The sequence below is a fragment of the Streptomyces sp. SYP-A7185 genome (assembly GCF_046103685.1).
Classification (GTDB): Bacteria; Actinomycetota; Actinomycetes; order Streptomycetales; family Streptomycetaceae; genus Streptomyces.
The window spans coordinates 523,431-541,440 of the sequence record NZ_CP122310.1; the positions used below are offsets into that span (position 1 = coordinate 523,431).

At 69.8% G+C, this 18,010-nt stretch carries 16 protein-coding genes; 4 read left to right on the top strand and 12 right to left on the bottom strand.

The genetic code is table 11. From position 1 onward, the window contains the following. Positions 1 to 153 precede the first annotated feature (153 nt). Both QBL25_RS02215 and QBL25_RS02220 read right to left on the bottom strand, forming a co-directional pair. Positions 154 to 993: an alpha/beta fold hydrolase gene (locus QBL25_RS02215; RefSeq protein WP_409055239.1), complete on the bottom strand. Its 840-nt coding sequence runs from the start codon at positions 991 to 993 to the stop codon at positions 154 to 156. After that, positions 938 to 1,618, bottom strand: coding sequence for a TetR/AcrR family transcriptional regulator (locus QBL25_RS02220; protein ID WP_409055240.1), 681 nt, complete (start codon positions 1,616 to 1,618; stop codon positions 938 to 940). The genes QBL25_RS02215 and QBL25_RS02220 overlap by 56 nt, the downstream gene beginning before the upstream one ends. A gap of 110 nt (positions 1,619 to 1,728) precedes the next feature. On the opposite strand from QBL25_RS02220, the gene QBL25_RS02225 reads away from it, so the two are divergent. Further along, positions 1,729 to 2,862, top strand: coding sequence for a hypothetical protein (locus tag QBL25_RS02225; protein ID WP_409055241.1), 1,134 nt, complete (start codon positions 1,729 to 1,731; stop codon positions 2,860 to 2,862). A gap of 281 nt (positions 2,863 to 3,143) precedes the next feature. Continuing rightward, a complete protein-coding gene (locus tag QBL25_RS02230; RefSeq protein WP_409055242.1) occupies positions 3,144 to 4,601 on the top strand; it encodes an endonuclease/exonuclease/phosphatase family protein in 1,458 nt (485 codons plus the stop codon). A gap of 104 nt (positions 4,602 to 4,705) precedes the next feature. Here the strand turns inward: QBL25_RS02230 and QBL25_RS02235 are convergent, their stop codons facing one another. The 4 genes from QBL25_RS02235 to QBL25_RS02250 form a co-directional block, all read right to left on the bottom strand. Further along, entirely contained in the window at positions 4,706 to 5,845 is a 1,140-nt protein-coding gene (locus tag QBL25_RS02235) for a GDSL-type esterase/lipase family protein (protein WP_409062520.1), read from the bottom strand. 110 nt (positions 5,846 to 5,955) lie between these two features. After that, positions 5,956 to 7,563: a bifunctional 3-(3-hydroxy-phenyl)propionate/3-hydroxycinnamic acid hydroxylase gene (locus QBL25_RS02240; RefSeq protein ID WP_409055243.1), complete on the bottom strand. Its 1,608-nt coding sequence runs from the start codon at positions 7,561 to 7,563 to the stop codon at positions 5,956 to 5,958. Between the two features lie 24 nt (positions 7,564 to 7,587). Next, a complete protein-coding gene (locus QBL25_RS02245; RefSeq protein WP_409055244.1) occupies positions 7,588 to 8,526 on the bottom strand; it encodes a fumarylacetoacetate hydrolase family protein in 939 nt (312 codons plus the stop codon). Positions 8,527 to 8,566: 40 nt separating this feature from the next. Beyond that, a complete protein-coding gene (locus QBL25_RS02250; protein ID WP_409055245.1) occupies positions 8,567 to 9,721 on the bottom strand; it encodes a VOC family protein in 1,155 nt (384 codons plus the stop codon). 135 nt (positions 9,722 to 9,856) lie between these two features. Between QBL25_RS02250 and QBL25_RS02255 the strand changes: the two genes are divergently transcribed. Further along, entirely contained in the window at positions 9,857 to 10,492 is a 636-nt protein-coding gene (locus QBL25_RS02255; protein WP_409055246.1) for a TetR/AcrR family transcriptional regulator, read from the top strand. A 91-nt stretch (positions 10,493 to 10,583) separates the two neighbouring features. Then, positions 10,584 to 11,072 (top strand): hypothetical protein, encoded by a 489-nt coding sequence (locus tag QBL25_RS02260; protein WP_409055247.1) that lies wholly within the window; start codon positions 10,584 to 10,586, stop codon positions 11,070 to 11,072. Between the two features lie 206 nt (positions 11,073 to 11,278). Here the strand turns inward: QBL25_RS02260 and QBL25_RS02265 are convergent, their stop codons facing one another. From QBL25_RS02265 to QBL25_RS02290, 6 genes are all read right to left on the bottom strand, one after another. Then, a complete protein-coding gene (locus QBL25_RS02265) occupies positions 11,279 to 11,902 on the bottom strand; it encodes an SMI1/KNR4 family protein (protein ID WP_409055248.1) in 624 nt (207 codons plus the stop codon). Between the two features lie 192 nt (positions 11,903 to 12,094). Beyond that, entirely contained in the window at positions 12,095 to 13,297 is a 1,203-nt protein-coding gene (locus QBL25_RS02270) for an alpha/beta hydrolase family protein (protein WP_409055249.1), read from the bottom strand. A gap of 374 nt (positions 13,298 to 13,671) precedes the next feature. Further along, positions 13,672 to 14,301 carry a TetR/AcrR family transcriptional regulator gene (locus tag QBL25_RS02275; protein WP_409055250.1) on the bottom strand — a complete coding sequence of 210 codons (630 nt, stop codon included), beginning with the start codon at positions 14,299 to 14,301 and terminating at the stop codon, positions 13,672 to 13,674. Between the two features lie 4 nt (positions 14,302 to 14,305). Continuing rightward, positions 14,306 to 15,436, bottom strand: coding sequence for a hypothetical protein (locus QBL25_RS02280; protein ID WP_409055251.1), 1,131 nt, complete (start codon positions 15,434 to 15,436; stop codon positions 14,306 to 14,308). A 22-nt stretch (positions 15,437 to 15,458) separates the two neighbouring features. Beyond that, the gene (locus QBL25_RS02285; RefSeq protein WP_409055252.1) at positions 15,459 to 16,976 is read right to left on the bottom strand and encodes an FAD-dependent oxidoreductase; all 1,518 of its coding nucleotides are present in this window, start codon (positions 16,974 to 16,976) and stop codon (positions 15,459 to 15,461) included. Positions 16,977 to 17,185: 209 nt separating this feature from the next. Continuing rightward, entirely contained in the window at positions 17,186 to 17,890 is a 705-nt protein-coding gene (locus QBL25_RS02290; RefSeq protein WP_409055253.1) for a hypothetical protein, read from the bottom strand. Positions 17,891 to 18,010 lie beyond the last annotated feature (120 nt).

The window sequence follows — 18,010 nt, forward strand, 5'->3', positions numbered from 1 at the left end:
CCTGGCTAGCCCCAACACCCGGCAGGATGCGCCCCAATCAGAGGGGCACAGGCGGCAGCAGAGGCGCCGCATACGCGGCGGTGGGCAGCAGCAGAGGGCGGGGGCGGTGAATTCCGCTCAAGGGCTGGGCTCGTTGGCCGCGGCGTGGGGATTTCAGGCTCGCAGCGCCTTGTGCAGGAGTTCGCCGAACTCGGCGGGGTGGGAGGTCAGTCCGGTGTGACCGCCGGGGAAGTGCCGCAGTTCGATGCCCAGGTGCTCGGCCAGGAACGCGGCCGGGCGGTAAGGCAGCTCACCGCGGGAGTTCTCGCCGCAGGCCAAAACCAGGTGGTCGGACAGCGCCCGGAGCCGGTGGAGGTCGGGCCGGTAGGACATGAAGCTGGGCACGATGCGCCCGATGAAGTACGGCAGGTCGGCCATCGTCTGCTCGGCCCGCGCCGCCGCCTGGGGCGGCAGCTTGACCTCGGCCGGCGGCTGGAGGGAGGGAGCGCCCTCCTTTTGCAGCCCCGCGGCGAAGGCAGCCATCGCCGGCATGAGCCCCTGCGTACGCAGCGTCTCCGTCACCCGTGTCAGGAGCGCGCGATGTTCGGTGGCGTCCGGCAGGACCTCCACCAACGGCGGTTCGTGCGCCACGACGCGCGCCACACGTTCGGGACAGGTGGTGAGCAGGTGCACGGCGACGATCGCGCCCGAGCTGGCGCCGAACACCCGGGCGGGCTCCTCAGGTGAGAGCAGATCCAGCATCCGCAGCGCGTCATCGGCGTGCTCGGCCACGTACTGCTCGGCCTCGGGATCCTCCAGCGTGCTGCGGGACATGCCGCGCGGGTCGTAGGTCGCCACGGTGTACTCGGTGGCCAGGTCGGCTGCGAGGGCGTCGAGGGAGGACGCGCCGCCCGTTCCTCCGGGGATCAGCAGTACGAGCGGGCCTTGGCCGCGCACTTCATAGTGCAGGGTGGCGCCGTTCACGGGCAGGCTGCCGACGGTCGGGGTGCTCATGTCGGGCTCCTTCTGGGGACGGGGACTGGGACTGGGAAAGGGACGGGGCCGGGGCCGGGGGCCAGTGCTTGAGAAGGGTGTGCAGGGCGTCCAGGGCGCGGGTCCAGGAGTCCTGCGGCGCACGTGCGTGCCCGAATCCACCCGCGGCCTCCAGGGCGACGAACCCGTGGAACGTGCTGCGCAGCAGCCGCACCGCGTCGGTCAGGTCCGGCTCGGCCAGTCCGTAGCCGCGCAGCAGGCCGTAGGTCAGCTCGACCGCGCGCCGCGGCCCGTTCGCCGTCGCGGCCAGCTCGGGGTCGATCTGGAGCGGGGCCTGCGTGGCCGTGTAGCGGCCCGGATGCCGCTGCGCGTAAGTGCGCCAGGCGTTCGCGTAGGCCAGCAGAGCGTCCCTGCCCGACAAGCCGGCCATCGCCTCCGCGATACCGATCGTCTTCTCGTCCGCCGCCAGGAGCGCGATCCGTCCCCGCAAGTCCTCCAGGTTGCGGACATGGGCGTACAGGCTCGCGTCCTTCACGCCCAGCCGCTGGGCAACCCGCGCCATGCTCACCCGGTCGAACCCGACCGCGTCCGCCAACTCGGCGCCCGCCACCGTCACCAGCTGCGCCGTCAATCCGGCCCGCACCATCGCCCCTCCTTCAAACTAGGACCCCTAGTTTTAACCTAGGACCCCTAGGCAGAGCAAGCGGAAAGCGGGTACACCACCGAGCTCCTACCCGTCCTCGTAGGGTGTGGCTGGTGTTCAGGAGAAACCGCCCGGTACCGGGCAACCCTGTGATCGCCGCACGCATGCGGTCGTTCTTCGACCGCATGCCCCGGGAGACCCGCGCCTCCCCCGAACAGGTCGCCTTGGCCTACGGACAGCACCTGTTCCGTCGCCGGAGCCGCGAACTGTGCGACGAAAAGCGCCTGGCCCGCTCCCCGTTCCATGTCGGAATCGGCGTGGAGAGCTCCAATTTCGACCACATCACCAAGCGGGCCACCCTCGTCTCCGACACCCTCTTGCTCTCCCACCACCGCCTGGGCCCCGCGCACCGCGTGCGCAGACTGTCCCGCAGGAGCAACAGTCGGCCTCTTGGCCCCGTCGGCTCGGCCCGTCACAGTCCGGGCACGGGTAGCTCCGAGTGGGTCGACGAGGATGAGTTCCTCACCATGCTCTGCCCCGACCTCGCCGAGTTGGGGGCGTGGCTGACCGGTGCCGAACCCCTGCTGAAGGCGGGGCTGGCCTGGTATCTGCCCAGCTACGTCACATCCCGGCAGACGACTTTCAGCAGCCAGCCCATCTCCCCCATCGCGGGACGCTCGGCGAACGTACCCAGCGCCCTGGACTTTCTGCTGGAGTCGGGACGGGCCGTCGGCGAGAGCGAAGCGGTTCGGGCGCACCCGCTCAAGAGCCAGGTGGGCCGTCCGGTGCTCACCATGGACCTTCCCTTTCTCGACGGCGTCACCATGGCCGACTTCAGCGAGATCACCGTGCAGGAATTCGCCTCCTACACCGCGTTCCAGAGCTTTCTACGTCAAGAACTCCTGGGCATCGACACCGCGCTGAACGCCGTCGACTCCGAACGCGAGATGATCAAAATCGCACACCGCATCGAGGACGAGGTGCGGGGGATGCGGTCCCAGATGGCAGCCGTGCGGCGCAAGCGGGCCGTCGCCGTGTCGGGCGCCGTGCTCGGCACCATCGGGGCAAGCCTGGTCGCCGTGTACGGGCCGGCCTTCCAGACGGCCGTCACCGCCCTCGGGGCCGCCGGAGCGGGTGGCATCTGGGGCATCGTCCAAAGCGCCGCCGACAACAGCCCGCGGACACTGCGCGACAGCCCCTGGTACTACGTCTGGGTCTTGACCCGCAACAGCGAGAGATACCCCTAGAGACCATCATTCGCGGCCACAACCGCCCCGCTCCGGCGGCCGGAAACAGAGCGAACCAGGCCGCAGGCAGACCCGGGAGCCGGGGCCCTTCCCCACCACCACACGCCGGACGGGCAACTTCGCCCTGCAGAGCGCTCCCTGCTGACCTCGCATCCATCGGCGGCAGCCGATCACTTAGAGTGCTCCAGCCATAGGCACGCGTGTTCACATAGGGGAGAGGTTGAATGCGTCGATTTTTGCGACTGCTCGCGGCATTTTGTGCCGTACTAGTCGGAGTACAAGTGTTTGCCGCGCCATCGGCAGGCGCGGCAGAGGTCTCACAGGACGCCGAGGCGATCGCTAAATCGGCCGGTCAGAAGTGGGCCCTGAAGTCGCTGCAGAGCGGGAAGTACGTCTCCGTCGCGCTCAACGAAACTGATACGCAGTTGCAGTGGCGGCTGCAGGCCCGCGCCGATTCGGTCGGCTCCTGGGAGCGGCTCACGCTGCACACCAATCAGAAAGCGCAGACGATCGGCTTCAGATCGGAGATCACCGGATTCTTCCTGACGGCGGAGTTCAATTACGGCGGGGAGCAGAAGGGGATGCTCCGGGCTCGGGGCGCCGGGCTCGGGCAGTGGCAGCAGTTCACTCCGGTGTTCTACGCCACCGGAGCGCCGGCGGGATCACCTGCGGGGTCAAGGGTCCTTGCGTTGAAGGTGAGCGAGACGGACGACGCGACGGCCACACCGAAGTACGTGTCGGCCGACCTGAGCGAAACCGGCGACGGCCTGCTGCGGGCGCGGGCCGGCTCGGTCGGCTCCTGGGAGAAGTTCGTCCTGGAACCCGTCGCCCGTGCCGGCGCCGGCCCGCTGCCGAATCCCGGCGCAGCGGCCGCCTCGACTCTCGACGTGATGTCGTGGAACGTGTGCGCGAACAACAACACCGCTTGCGGATGGAGCGATGAACGCGCCGGTTACGCCGAACTCACCGAGCAGATCGAGAGTCGGCTCAAGGATCCTGATGTCATCTTCTTCCAGGAGTTCTGCGAGAAGCACGCCAAGCGCGTCGAGTGGATGCTCGAAAAACCTGTAGCAGAAGGTGGCACCGGGCGCGGATGGGATGTGCGGTTCGCTCCCCTCCACCACCAGAAAGGTGGTCCCACGGTCCAAAAACAGTGCGCCATGGGACCCGCACCCGACAACGCGGACCGGGGAGCTTACGGCGTGGCCATCGCGGTGCCGGACGAGAACACTTGGTACGAGAGTCACGCCCTCCCCTCGCCGGACACCTCGGAGTTCGAGGAGCGTTCGGCCCTTTGTGCTGCTCTGCCTTCACGGGCCGTCATGGTGTGCAATGCCCACTTCAGCGCGGGCGGGGCCAGCTTCGGCGACCCGCTCGGGTACGAGCGCACCAAGCAGGCGAAGGAGATGGAGACCATCGTGGCGGCCTATGAGAAAAAGGGTTACCGGGTCGTTTTCGGCGGTGACTTCAACTCCGTGCCGCCGGACTACACCGCATCCGACGGCCCCAACACGGTCTTGACCGACACCTACGCGGCGCACCGTGAGTGTGACGAAGGGAGCCTGCCCGGGAGCCCGAGGAACGGCGAGGTGACGAAGCCGCTCGATGGCCGAAAGATCAAGATCGACTACATTTTCGCGCCGGACTCCGCGCAGTTCACGTCGTGCACTGTCACCCCCGATGCCGGGAAGTCCGATCACTACCCGATCTACGGGACGGTAAGTCTGCCTGCCGCCTGACGACCCCGGGGCTCTCACATGACGGTTGAACGTCTGCGAGAGCCCCGGAGGCTCGCCGCAGAGAAGACGCAGGGCACGGCAGAATTGCGCCGAGGGCGCCTCGTTCAGCGGAAAGGGCCCTCGTCTGCGAAGGCGTGGGCCGCGAAGCGCTTGCCCATCCGCCGGTAGGCGGGGGCGTTGGGGTGCAGACCGTCGGCCAGGTCCTCAGTCTCGTCCGGGCCGAGCATGTCGCGGCCGTCGAGATAGTGCAGGTTGGCATCGCGTGCCTGCCGGGCCCGTACGATCCGAGCGAGCTCGTCTCGCACCACCTCCAGCGTCAACGCGCCCATGGCCACCTCGGCCGGGTCCCCCGTGGCCACGATCTTCCCGTCCGGGCTCAACTTGGTCGGCCCAGGGGTCTGTTCCAGTGCCGGACAGCTGACCGGGGACACGACCAGCAGCGGGGTGTCCGGGTGCCCGTCCCTGATCGTGTCCAAGAAGCCGTGCACCGCCGGGCCGAACGTCCGCAGCCGGAAGACGGCGAGGCTGACGATGTTGATGCCCACTTTCAGACTGATCAGATCGGCGGGCAGGTCACGGATGGTCCGGGCGACGTAGGGGTCCAGCAGCGCGTTGCCCGCCAGGCTGAGATTGACCACCTCCACCCCACCGAGGGCGGCGGCCACCGCCGGCCACGTACCGGTCGGGCCGTCAGCCTCCAGGCAGTGGCTGATGGAACTGCCGTGGTGCACCCAGCGGCGCCGGCCGTCCGCACGCGGCGGCAACACCTCACCGTCGGCGCGCAGGGCCACCAGCTCCGTGGGAGTCTGCTGCGGCAGCCACAGCTCCACGTCCTTCATGCCGGCCGGCAGGCCGGTGAACCGTACCGTCCCCGGCTCCCCCGGTATCAGACGCTGTACGCCGCCCGGGCCCGTCATCCGCATCACGTGGCCCACCGGCGTCTGCCGACGCTCCACCAGCGTGCCGTCCACGAGCAGTTCCAGGACCCCGGTCGGGCGGGGCTCAGGGTCGGTGTCGAGCTGTCCCGTGAAGGTGAGCACCTCCAGCTCCAGCTCCCGGGCATCGGTGCGGAACACCAGCCGCACACCCGACGGCATCACGCTCACCCCCTCCACCGACGGATCCTGGTATTGCTCCCTGGTCCAGGCGGGCAAGCGACGCGGCATCACCCCTGTCGACGTGGTGTCCACGTCCAGCGCGCCGCGCAACTCCACCGGCCCGCCGGTCAACGGAATCACCCGCATCGCCACCGCCACCCCTCCCACCAGCCATCAACCCACGCCCGGACAACGCGGATGCACCTACCGGTGCCCCGTCCCCCAGAAACCGAACGCTCCCGCGCCATGCGATCAACCTAGCCGAGGCCTTCCCGACCCGTGGCCGTGCAGCGGGCAGGGCTGGGGTGGCGCGTGGTGTGCAGGAGAGGGGCCCAAGCGGCGGTGTTCGTGAAGGTGTGTGCCCCGGCGGGGACGACGTCCATGACGACGCGGTCGGGGCGCAGCAGGACGGCGTCCGCACGGCCGGCGCGCAGCCAACCGGAGAGGGTGCCGTCGTCACCGAGGTCCGTGACGGGGATCGCCGGGGCGCCGAGCCCGTGAGTCAGGGCGCTGAGTGAAGGCCAGGGGTCGGTGGCGGTCAGGACGGTGAAGGTGTCGCCGAGGACCTCGTCGAGGCGGGTGCGTCGGCCGTCTCGTCCTACCCATGGTTGAGGGCAGTGCGTGCCCACAAGGCTCTTGCGGGTGCCGCGCCGCACGAGAGGGCCGGCGCTCAGGGGTGGGCTGAGGTCTGGGCCCGCCGCCGCGGCCAGACCGGGTACGCGGCAGGCGGCGGCCAGCAGTCTTCGGCGCAGCGCGGCGGCGCCGTCCTGGCCGCCGGTCATGGCCCAGCCCGTGGCGACGGCGAGTCGGATGAGATGCCGGGTGTGCGGTTTGCGCTCGCTCTCGTAGGTGTCCAGGAGCCGCTCGTCGCCGCCCTGTTGGAGGACTCGGGCGAGCTTCCAGGTGAGGTTGTGGGCGTCGCGCAGGCCCGAGCACAGTCCTTGCCCGATGAACGGCGGGGTGAGGTGGGCGGCGTCGCCCAGGAGGAAGACCCGTCCGCGGCGCCACCGGTCGGCGATCCGCGCCCGGAAGGTGTACTGCGTCTCTCGTACGACGTCGACCTTCCCGTCGTACGAGGGCGGCAGCCAGGGGGCGATCAGCTCGCGGACCGGGGCCCGGCGGTCGTGCAGCCGGAACTCCCAGCGGTAGCGGTCCTCTCCGACCCGCATGAACGTCGCCGGCCGGTGCGGGTCGCAGACCTGGTCGACGCCGTCCCAAGAGCGGACGGGGGCTTGCGTGCGCACGTCGATGACGGTCCAGCGTTCCTCGAAGTGCAGGTCTTGCCAGGTGGCGCCGATGGCGTCGCGGGTGAGACTGCCCGCGCCGTCGCAGCCGAGGACCGCCTCGGCCCGCAGCTGGTGCTCACCGTCGTCGTCGCGGTAGGTCACGCGTACGGGGCCGCCCGGCTCCGGGTCGACGCCGGTGACCTCGACGCCGGCCCGCAGCCGGCACTCCGGGCGGCGTGCGAGGGCCTCGCGCAGCAGGCGTTCCAGCTCGGGCTGGTCGAACATGCTGGTCTGCGGGTAGCCGTGCCGGCCGTGCTCGGAGCGCCGGAACTCGGCCATGACCCGGTGGCGGGCGTCCAGCAGGCGCAGTCCGTTGGCGGGGCGGGCGAGCGCGGCGAACTCCTCGCCCACGCCTGCGGCCTGGAGGATGCGGCGTACCTCGTCGTCGGTGGCGACGGCGCGCGGGAGGGGGTAGATGTCCCGGTGGCGTTCCAGGACGAGGGTGCGGATGCCGCGCCGGGCCAGGAGGAGGGCGGTGGTCACGCCCACCGGCCCGGCGCCGATGATGACGACGGGCGCCGGGTCTGCCGGTGGCGGTCCGGGCGCGGTGTTCCGGGGCGTGGCCTGGTCGGCGTTCATGTGCGGCTCATCTCAGTTCCTCTGCTACTTCGCGTCCGTGACGGGCGTGCGCTGTTCGCCGAGGTCGATCCGCCCGTCCGCGGTCGCGATCGTCGCCGTGATCAGGTCGCCGGTGTGCAGGTATCGGGAGTTACGGGCCTGGCTCTTGAAGAACGTCTTCCACTTCAGGGCGGGCGGCAGCAGCGCGCCGAGTTTCTCGACCGCCTTGGGCGGGGCCTTCAGGGCCGTGCCGCCGGGGGTCCCGGTGAGCAGCAGGTCGCCGGGGTCGAGGGTCTGGAAGCGGGCCAGCAAGGTCAGCGCCTGCGCCGGGCGGACGATCATGTCGGCGAGGGTGCGGTCCTGACGCAGCTCGCCGTTGACCGACAGCTTGAGCCGCAGATCGAGGAGATGGGTGAAGTCCTCGGGCTCCAGCAGCGCCAGGCAGGGGCCGGTCGGCGTGAAGGTCGGGTACGACTTGCTCTCGTAGAACTGCGTCTTGGTCAGCTGGACGTCACGGGCGCTGACGTCGTTGGTGAGCACCACTCCGGCGACGTACGAGGGCAGGTCGCGCTCCTCGACCACGGTGCCGATGGGCAGGGGTGCGCCCATGACGAGCCCGAGTTCGATCTCGTAGTCGAGGAGCTTCACGTGCGCCGGGCGGACGATCGCCTCGGCGGGGCCGCTCACCGAGCCGGACGCCTTGCGGAAGAAGGCGGGCGGGATGTCGCCGGTGAAGCCGGAGTCGCGGGCATGGCTGCGGTAGTTGACCATCTGGGCGACCACCCGGCAGGGGGTGGTGACCGGCGAGAGTGCGGTCAGCTCGGTGACGGGTATGCCCGCCTCCCCGGAGAGGGCGGCCTCGCCCACGGCTGCCCGGTCGGCGATCAGCTCGGCGGTGGTGATGGCCTCGGTGGCGATGGGGACGGCGCGCTCGCCGTCAAGGACCCACCAGCCGTCGGCGGTGCGCAGGACGTTCGTGCTCATGTCAGTGCCTTTGTGAGGGGGTGGGCGTGCGAGACAGGGGTCAGGAGTTGGCGGCCTTGAGCAGGCCCAGCAGGCGTGCCGGATCCATCTCGTTGTCGCCGCGCAGGGCTTCGATGACGTCCCGCAGCCGCTGCGGGGAGGGACTTGCGCCGAGGAAGTCCCGGGTGGCGGGAGGCCCCCACTGGGCGAGGCCGGTGGTCGACATGGGGGCCCAGCCGGGCTCCAGATCGCAGGAGAACAGGTCGCCGTCGGCGAAGTGCTCCAGCATGAGGTGGTCGGGGTCGCGCCAGTAGTCGAAGAGCTGGCTGCCCTGGATGTGACGGCCGATTCCCCAGCTGCGCCGGTAGCCGCGCTCGGCCAGGTACTCCCCGCCGGCGGCGATCGAGTCGAGGTCGGTCACCTGGTAGGCGGAGTGGACGTAGCCGTTGCCCGGGCCCAGGTGCATGGCCAGCGTGTGGTGGTCGACGGCCCGGCTGCCCTGGTCGCAGCGGAGGAACGCCATCGTCGGGCCCCGGCCGCGCTGGCCGTCCAGGAACAGGAAGTCGGACACGATCATCCCGAGGGTGTCCAGGTACCAGTCCAGGGCCCGGCCGAACACCCGTGTCTCCAGGACCACATGGCCCAGACGCTGGATGCGGGAGGGCTCACGCGGCGGGCGCTGGGGGGCGTTCGTACGGGGGTGGGTGGTCCCGAAGTTGAGCAGCAGCGGCTGCTGGTCGGGTAGCGCGGGCAGTTCTTGCGCGCAGTGCACCACCCGGACCGGGAAGCCGGAGGGGTCGAGCAGGTCGACCGCCGTGCCGCCGCCGGGCACGTCCGCCTCGCGTACCGACGTGCCCGTGGCGCGGGCCAGCCGGTCCAGGTCGGCGCGCTCGGCGGCGCGGAAGGCCGGGCCGATGAAACGGGAGGTCCGGCCGCGCCGGATCACCATGCACGGCGAGCCGGCGAAGGTTCCGCGCAGCCACAGCGCGCTTTCGCTCCGGGCGGCGATGCCGAAGCCGAAGTCCCGGGCGAAGACTTCGGCCCGCTCCAGATCGGGCTTCTCGAACTCCAGCCAGGCCAGGTCGGCCACCTTGATCACCGGGTTGCGGGAGCGCCCGGGGTGTTCGCCGCGCAGGGCGCCCTGGGCGCTGTGGAGGTCCTGGTGGGCCGTCCTGGCGTCCGGGCTTCCGGGCGCGTTGACGCGGGTTTCGGACATGGCGCCCTCCAAACGGCATCAGCATGATGATGGAATCATCAAGTCTGAGATTTACATCGTCAAGACACCGACGCAAAGATCTGATGGATTCATCAGGACTGCGATCCTCATCGCCCGCACGACTAGACTCCGCGTATGCCTACGTCAGCCCCGCCCAGCAACCGATTCGAGCGGCGTCGCGCCGAGACGCGTGCGGCGCTCGTCCGCGCGGCCCGGCAGATCCTCGCCGAGACCGGGGACACCGGCGTCAGCATCCAGGCGATCGCCGAGCGCGCCGACGTCGGCTTCGGCTCCTTCTACAACCACTTCGCGTCGAAGACGGAGCTGTTCGAGGCGGCGGTGCAAGACGCGCTGGAGGAGTTCGGCCAGACCTTCGACGAGCGCCTGGCCGACATCGAGGACCCCGCGGAGCTCGTCGCGACGGGCTTCCGGCTCAGTGCGCGCATGGCCCAGTCACACCCGGAGCTGATGCAGGTGCTGCGCCGCCGGGGTCTTGGCCACATCCACTCGGACAACGGCCTGGCCCGGCGGGCCCTGCGGGACGTCGAGGTGGGCATGGCCTCCGGCCGCTTCACCGCCGTCGACCCCACGGTCGCCCTGTCGGCCCTGGGCGGCACCCTGCTGTCCCTCATGGAACTGAGATTCGCCCGCCCCGACGTGGACGGCGACGACGCCGCGGTGAGCCTTGCCGAGATGGTCCTGCGCATGCTGGGCGTCCCGCCGGACGACGCCCACGAGGTCGCCCGACGCCCCCTCCCTCACCTCCCCTGACCGACCACCGAGCCACCTGCGAGAACCTGCAAGTTCCGGCGAGACCTCGCGAAACGAAGAGGGCCGACGGCCTTCTATGCCCTCGCCTCGCATGGCAATATCGGCCTGCGTGGAGTGGTCGAGTCTGATCGGGACGGGACTGGGGGCCGTGCTCGGGGTGGGCGCCACCTTGGCCGGCGAGCACATGCGCTGGCGGCGCACCCTGCGCGACAACAGGTTGCAGGACCACCGGAACTTGTACGCGGAATGCCTGGTGTCCTTCCGCCGGGCACACGAAGCGATGCGCCTGGCCGCCGACGAGGAGCACCCCAGCCCTCAGGCGCGGGCCGCCAGGATCCGGCAGGTGTACCAGGCATCGGGCTGTGACGAAGCACGGGAACGGCTGATCCTCACGGCGACCGACGAGGTGGCGGCCGCCATCGACGCGTCGTACGCCTCGCTGCGCACCATCCGCGAGGTCCTGGCCGCCGGCGCCGGCGTCCCCACCCCCGACTACCAAGCAGCCCGGCAGACACACGGGGAAACAACCGCAGCAGCCCGCGCCGTCCTCCGCCGCCATCTCGGCTCTCTCGACATCTGACAGACAGGGAACCCGCTCTCGCCCGCGATCAGCCCGCGGGGCAAGGATCCGCGCCGGGCCAGGCCGCCCCCCGGCTCCGTGACGGCCATGGGCACGCGACGGCACACGGTCGCCTGATGGCTGTGCCGTGGTCGGTGAAATGCCAGAGCCCGACCGCAGTTGGAGGCAATATCGGGGTACTCCCCGTGTTCACGGCTCGCGAGAGGTCAGAGCTCTCCGTAGCGGTTCTCCAAGGCGGCCATGTCCCAGACCACTGTGACGCCGTCGTGTTCGGCATCCGCGTCCTCCCAGTACGGAAGCCCCTGTTCGTCCATGATGAGCACGTAGTCCAGGACATCCGTTGCAGAACCGTCGGACAGGGCCTGCGCGGCCCAACTGAGCAGGGCTTGCAGCGACGTGTAGTGGGGCCTGTCGTCGAACCGTGCCCCGTCACCGTGGGCATGCGTACCGATGTGACCGTGCCGGTCACCTGGTGCCACCTCCAAAAAAAGGGAACCCCCAGCGCCATCTCCGGCCAGAGGCAACCAGGAGGAACGCCAATAACGCAGTCCATCGGGCACGTCCCGCCGCCCTGACCCGATCCACGCCAGATAGTCGTCCGCGATCTCATCTGCTCCGGACAGCCGGTAGTTGCCGGGCAGCAGGCACTGCCCTGAGCCGTCATGGCGGCACAGCAACGCCACCAAGTCCGCAGGAAACGCGAACCCGCAACGGCGTTCCGCCGCGCGTACCGCATCAGAGTCCGTGGCAGGCGGCAAAGAGGCGCAGGCGGCCGGCGCGTACTCACACAACCAGTTCTCGATCCGCAACCACGAGCTGTCGATCGTCATGACAGCATCGTCGTCCGCGGAGCCACCCGGACACCAGACCGGCGCAGGGGTTACACAGCGGCGGGCGCCTCGCGTGCCGGGGAGCGCCCCCCTCAAGGGTGAAGCGTCCCTCTCTTGCGCGTTCTCCCGGTCCAAGGGAACTCCCGGGGCGGTGACTGCCGTCGAACGGCACGTGCCAGGCCCCGGGGTTGTTCACGGGAGGAAGGTCACCGCTGGGAAAGCCGGGGACGGGCCATCGAGGAGGTGTTCCCGGCGGTGGCGCAGGTGCTGGTTGAAGAAGGCGAGCGGATAGGCCTGCTGGATCCTCACCGCCTGATCGGGATCGAGCGTGCCGATCACGTCCTGGAGCTGGGAATCGCTCCACCCCAACACCTTCGCCACCTGCGGGAACAGCGCCTCGTTGTCGCCGTACGAGACGTGGGCGGCGCCCTGCGCCCGAAGGTTCAGCCGCCAGCCCCGCAGGAGCGACCAGAAGGCGGCGACCGCGGGATCCGTGGCCCGCGTGAACTCGGCCGACATCAGCATGAACGGCCGGTCCAGGTCACCGGCCAGAGGCGGGTTCATCTGCATCGGGCCGTCCAGGCTCAGCCCGGCCCGGATGCGCTCGTCGGCGAGCATGGCGCAGGCGGTCGCCGTCCCGCCCTTCGACCAGCCGAACGCTCCCACGCGCCGTGCGTCGAGGGAGCCGAGCAGCCCCGCCGGCAGTTCCTTGCGGTCGGCATCGGGATTGCGCCCGGCGGCGAGCCGCTCGACACAGTCGACGACGAAGCGCAGGTCAGCGGCGAAGTCTCCGGGCATCGTCGGCGCTTGGGCATCGTCAAGCGGAACAGCGATGCGGCCGTCGGGGAACTCGGTGTACGTGTCGTACTGGTGCGCCACCGTCACCACCGCGTATCCGTGGCTGGCGAGTTCCTGGACCATGATCGTGTGGTCGCCCTGGTGGCTGTGCGCACCGTGCGAGAACACGACGACGGGCAGCCCCCGCACGGTTCGCCGCACCGGCGCGCCCACGCGGCCGGCCGTGAGCGGCCCCATGGAAGCCAGCTCGCTCAGCCCCGCGTCGGCCACGAACACACGAAAGGCGCCGGTCGGCATCCAGGGCGCCACGGGGTAGCGCCGCACGTCCCGGGCGGGATACCAGACCGTGGCCATCACCTCGCGGAAGTGCCCGGGGCCCGCAATCGCGTCCGGACGTGATCGGTCGACCAGGCGCAGCGGGACCGTGCCCACCGGGTGCGGACCGGTGGGCGCGGGCAGGATCAGCCGTCTCGCGGCGGGGACATCCGCGACCGGGGCGGCCCATGCGGGGCCGGCCACGGCGGCGAGCGGCAGCGCGGCCCCGGCGGCCAGGGCGGCTCCCATCAGGCTGCGGCGCGTCATGCCCTTTTCTGTCACGCCCTTTCCTCTCACGCCCTCTCCTGCCATGCCTCTTCCTGTCATGTCCTTTCCTGTGGTGAACGGCTGAGTGGTCATGGGGCCTCCCTGTTGACGGGTCGTCAGTCGTGCCGCGGTGCATGGTGCTTGGGCACATGAGCGACGCTGTCACGTGGCTCTGCCCTGCGGCATCGGCCCGCCGACCAACCTCCCGCGGTCGCGTCAGCCCACGGGTTTACGCCTCAGGACTGATGCAGTCGGCGTCGAGGAAAGGTGGATGACGCCATCGAGGGCCAGAGGGGCACCGATGGGACGTGGGCCCGCCAGCCCGCCTACGGGCAGATCAGGTCCGACTCAGAAGCCGCTCCCGCGCACGCAGTCGGCGACGGACATCCTCAAGCAGGCGTGATCCGAGTGCCGGCCTGCGGGGGCTGGCGAAGGGCCGGGGCCAGCCAGCGGGTGAGGAAGGTGCGCAGCCCTTCTTCGTCGTGCGGCGGCTGGCCGGGGTGCTGCAGCAGGGACGCCAACAGGCGCATGATGATCTCGGCGAGGCCCGGGAGGTCTTCTTGCTCGATGCCGGCGGTGGTCCAGTCGACGGGAAAGCGCCGCAGCATCTTCGCGCCGTAGGCGATGGTCTCTTCGGTGGTGGTGCCGCGGCCGAAGGCGGTGGTGTCCTCGAATTGCAGCAGCAGGCTCAGGCGGGGCTCGGCGGGGATGGTCCGTACGCAAAAGACCATCCCTTCGACCACGGCTTCGGCCGGGTCGGTGATGCCCTGAAGATGCGCGATCATCGAGTCGACGAACGACTCGGCGCCCTGGGCCGCCACTTCGCCGATGATGTCGCTGATGCGCCCGAAGTGGCGGTAGACCGTCTGGCGGGTGACGCCGAGTTCGCCGGCGACGTCGGACAGGGTCGTCTTCGTCACGCCATGTCGGTCGATGCAGCGAGCGGTCGCGTCAACGATGCGCTGGCGGGCCTCCGCGTCCGATGCGGGAGGTCTGCCTCCCCAGCCGTGGTGCCCCATGGCCCTAGGATCGCACAGGCTCACGGATCTTTTTGGACGTGGTCGCGCGCAGCACGGCCGCGATGAGCCCGGCCGCGGCGAGGGCGCACAGGGCGGCGTACCAGAGGCTGCCGACCGGGGTGCCCTGCTCGGTGATGCCGTCGTCCGCCGCGAAGTAGGCCGGCAGGGCGATCAGCCACAGGACCATGTGGACGCCGAGATACAGCGCCGGATAGATCCGCGCGAACTGCGGTGACGGTACCGGGGGTTGGTCGGCCCGCGACGCCGCGCGCCATGCGTCCGCGAGGAGGATCAGGCCCGCGATCCATACCAGGGCCAGTTCGGTGGTGAGGATGGCCTGCTGTATGCCGAGGTGGTCCCCGCCGCGAAAGAGGTTGCTGGGCAGGCCCGCCACCGCCATCGCCAGAGGGGTCAGGGCGCCGGCCGCCAGGGTGCGCAGGCTGATCTGACGGCCGGTGAGCGGGCCCCGTCCCCTCTTCGTGCCGGTCAGCAGGGTGACGAGGTAGGTCAGCGCACCGAAGGAGACCGATGCGAACAGGAACATGCTGTTCATCGGGACGGAGGCCAGCGCGGGCGCATTGATCATCTCGTTGTCGGTGTTCCAAGCCCACCATCGCAGTTGGGGCCCGAGCTGATCGAAGATCTCGTAGAACGCCTGGCAGGTGAACGCGACCGCCAAGGAACCGGCCAGGGGCCCGCGCCGCACGAAGACGCCGAGGGCGCGGATCACCTCGTAGGCGAGCTGGGACAGCGCCGGATAGAAGGCCACGATGTACAGCGGCAGCCGGTCGTACATGAACTGCACGGTGAACACGTTGTGGGAGAAGATGAGCCCGACGTGCTCCTGGAGGCCGAACCAGTCCGGGAAGTAGAGGGGTGGCTCGATCACCGCCAGGTAGACGATCGAGGCGAACCACAGCGAGATGTTGACCGGGTCGCCGTCGCGCCGCCACCGGCGCCAGGCGTGGATCAGAGCGAACACCGCGCCGCCGATGACGAGCAGTTCGAGGAACGGCATGGTGGCGTTCTCGAGGCCGAAGGGGTTGCGGACGTCCACGATGGGTTCGGCGTGGTGACAGGAGTGGCCCAGCCGTTCCGCCAGGCGCTCGGCCGCTGCGTCGCATGAGTAGCCCATGGTGTGCTCCTCGGGTCAATGGTCAGTGGTCGACGAGGCCGGTCGCGGCCGGCGGCCTGGCACCGGCAGGAGTGGGGTCGCTGAAGTCGGTGCCGGGCGGGTCCTTCTGGTCGTCGAAACCGCCGGGTACGACCGTGCGTCCCAGCCGCTGGCGCACCTTGTAGCGCACGATGCCGAACCAGAACCGCGGATCGGTGGCCATCTGCCGCAGGGACTTGTCGAGGTTGAAGACCTGGGCGAAGGTCCGCTCGACGTAGGCGTCCTCGCGGCTCGTGGCGGTGATGGCGTTGAAGACCGGCCAGCTGAACCGCGCGGCCAGCTTCCGGCGCCAGGCGGCGACGACCTCGCTGCCGGTCGCGAAGTCATAAGCCTGGTCACGGGCCATCGCCAGCATCCACGGCACGTCGAGGGACTTCTTCTGCCGGTCCAGGAACGTACGGAAGAAGGCGATGTCCAGGTCGTCGCGTTCTTGCAGCAGGTCGGCGAGGAGGAGGGCGGAGCGGGCCGCCGAGCTCATCCCCTGGGCGTAGAAGGGGTTGAACGCGCAGATCGAGTCACCGATGCAGACCAGACCGAGCGGGGGTTGCCCAAGGAGGTCGAAGCGGCGCCATTTGTTGCCGGTCGCACGGGGCAGGTGCACCTCGGAGGTCGGCGTACAGGCCCGCGTCGCCTGTCCGAAGGCCGTGGCCCGTACGCGGTCCACGGCCGATTCGAAGGAGGCGATCTCGCGCGGCATGCGGATGCCCCACGACCCCATGCACACGATGGCGCGGTCCTGCTCGATCGGGAAGAAGTTGCTGAGGAAGGCGTGCTCCTCGGGTTGGTCACGAGGGCCCGGCGTGTCCTGTACCGGGGTGACGACCAGGTGCTTCCACCACCACGAGAGCGGGCGCCGGTCGGCGGGCGGCAGGTCGTACCACCGCGAGGTGTAGGTGACCTTGGCGTCCAGGGTCTTCTCCGGCGGCGTCGGCCACCCCGCCGCGCACAGCCACTCGGCGACGGCCGAGCCGCGCCCCAAGGCGTCGACGACCAGGTCGGCGGAGAGCTGGACCGACTCCTCGCCACTGCGGTACTCCACTCCTTCGACGCGCCCGTGCGCGGTACCGCCTCCGCGGGTACGCAGCCCGGTGACCGTCACGCCTTCGCGGATCTCGATGGCCGACAGCGCGCGCACGTGATCCCGCAGGACCCGCTCGATGAGGACCCGGGAGCTGTAGACCATCGTCATCGATCCGGTCTTACGCGGGGCCCAGCCGTCACTCTCGCAGTACGCCGCGTCCATCGACGGCATCAGGTGCATCCCGCCGGCGGCGATCAGCCGCTCCTCGAACCCCGGGAAGATGTCGCCGATCGCGCGGCGCCCGGAGTTGAGCAAGAAGTGCGGGTGCTTGCTCTGCGGCACGCCCCGCCGATGCTGCGCGCCGGGCGGCAGCCGGTCCCGCTCCAGGACGATCACCTCGGTGAAATGCCGGGCGAGCACTCCCGCGGCGCACAGCCCCGCCACGCTTCCGCCCAGCACCACGGCCCTCTGTCCCCGCATGTGTCCCCGTACATGTCCCCGCATGGCGCCTCCATTCATACACGCGATGCGTGAATGTATGATGAGTGGGTGCGGAGGCTAACAGGGGCGGCGCCAACGAACCAGACCTTCCGCGAGATCTCGAAGTCCCGGCAGGCGAGCGGGGGTTGTACCTGCGGTGGGGATGTCCGGGGGCAGGTGGGGCTTGTTCCGGCCACACGCAAAGCGCGCTAGTCGGGGACTCCTGGCATGCCCCAATTCGCGGCCCTGTCGCTGACTTGGGCCTTCGGGCACGTGTGTCGCCAAGTGGTGAGCGCCGGCGGGTGGCCTGGGCGCCCGAAGAGGAGTTTCCTGCCGCGCAGGCTCAGGCGGAGCCTTGCCAGGTCGTGCACGTTGTCGTGAATGAGCATGACGCGGGTTACGTGACGGGGGTCGTGTTCGGTGACCCGTCCGCCGACGCGGCGGAGGCGGAGCCTGACGGAGCCGCCGCCGTCGCCATCGCCGTCGCCGTTACCGTTACCGTTGCCGTTGCCGTTGCTCGGGACGATGCGCGCCTCGACCAGACGCCGGCGGTCCCACGCCCAGAAGGCGATCTCCCCCAGTAGGTAGAGAGCACCTGCGTAGACGACCCATGTGGCGTCCGATTCTGTCCCCAGCAGCAGGCCCAGGAAGCCGAGGCAGCCGGCCGTCACCCCCATGCGCCAAAGCCGCGGAACCATCTGCATGCTCTTGTCGTCCGCGTCCCAGAGCAGGTCTTCGCCGGCAGCCATGTCGTCATCATGGGCCCTGCCCGTCGTCGTGGGTAGTGCGGAGTGTGCCCCCAAGGGGATCTCGGCACCAGGGAGATGACGTCCCCAACACCCCTTGAGGGCAACAGTGTTGCCGTTTGCAATCTTGCCGTTGGCGCCGGTCACGTCGCGAAACCCTGCGATCATGAACCGGATCCCGTGCTGACCGCAGGCCCCCGCTTGTGCAGGAGTCTGGGCACCCCTTCCCCCTCCCCCACTCGTCCGGGCACCGTGGCAAGAAACGCACTCGACACCACCGGGGGAAAC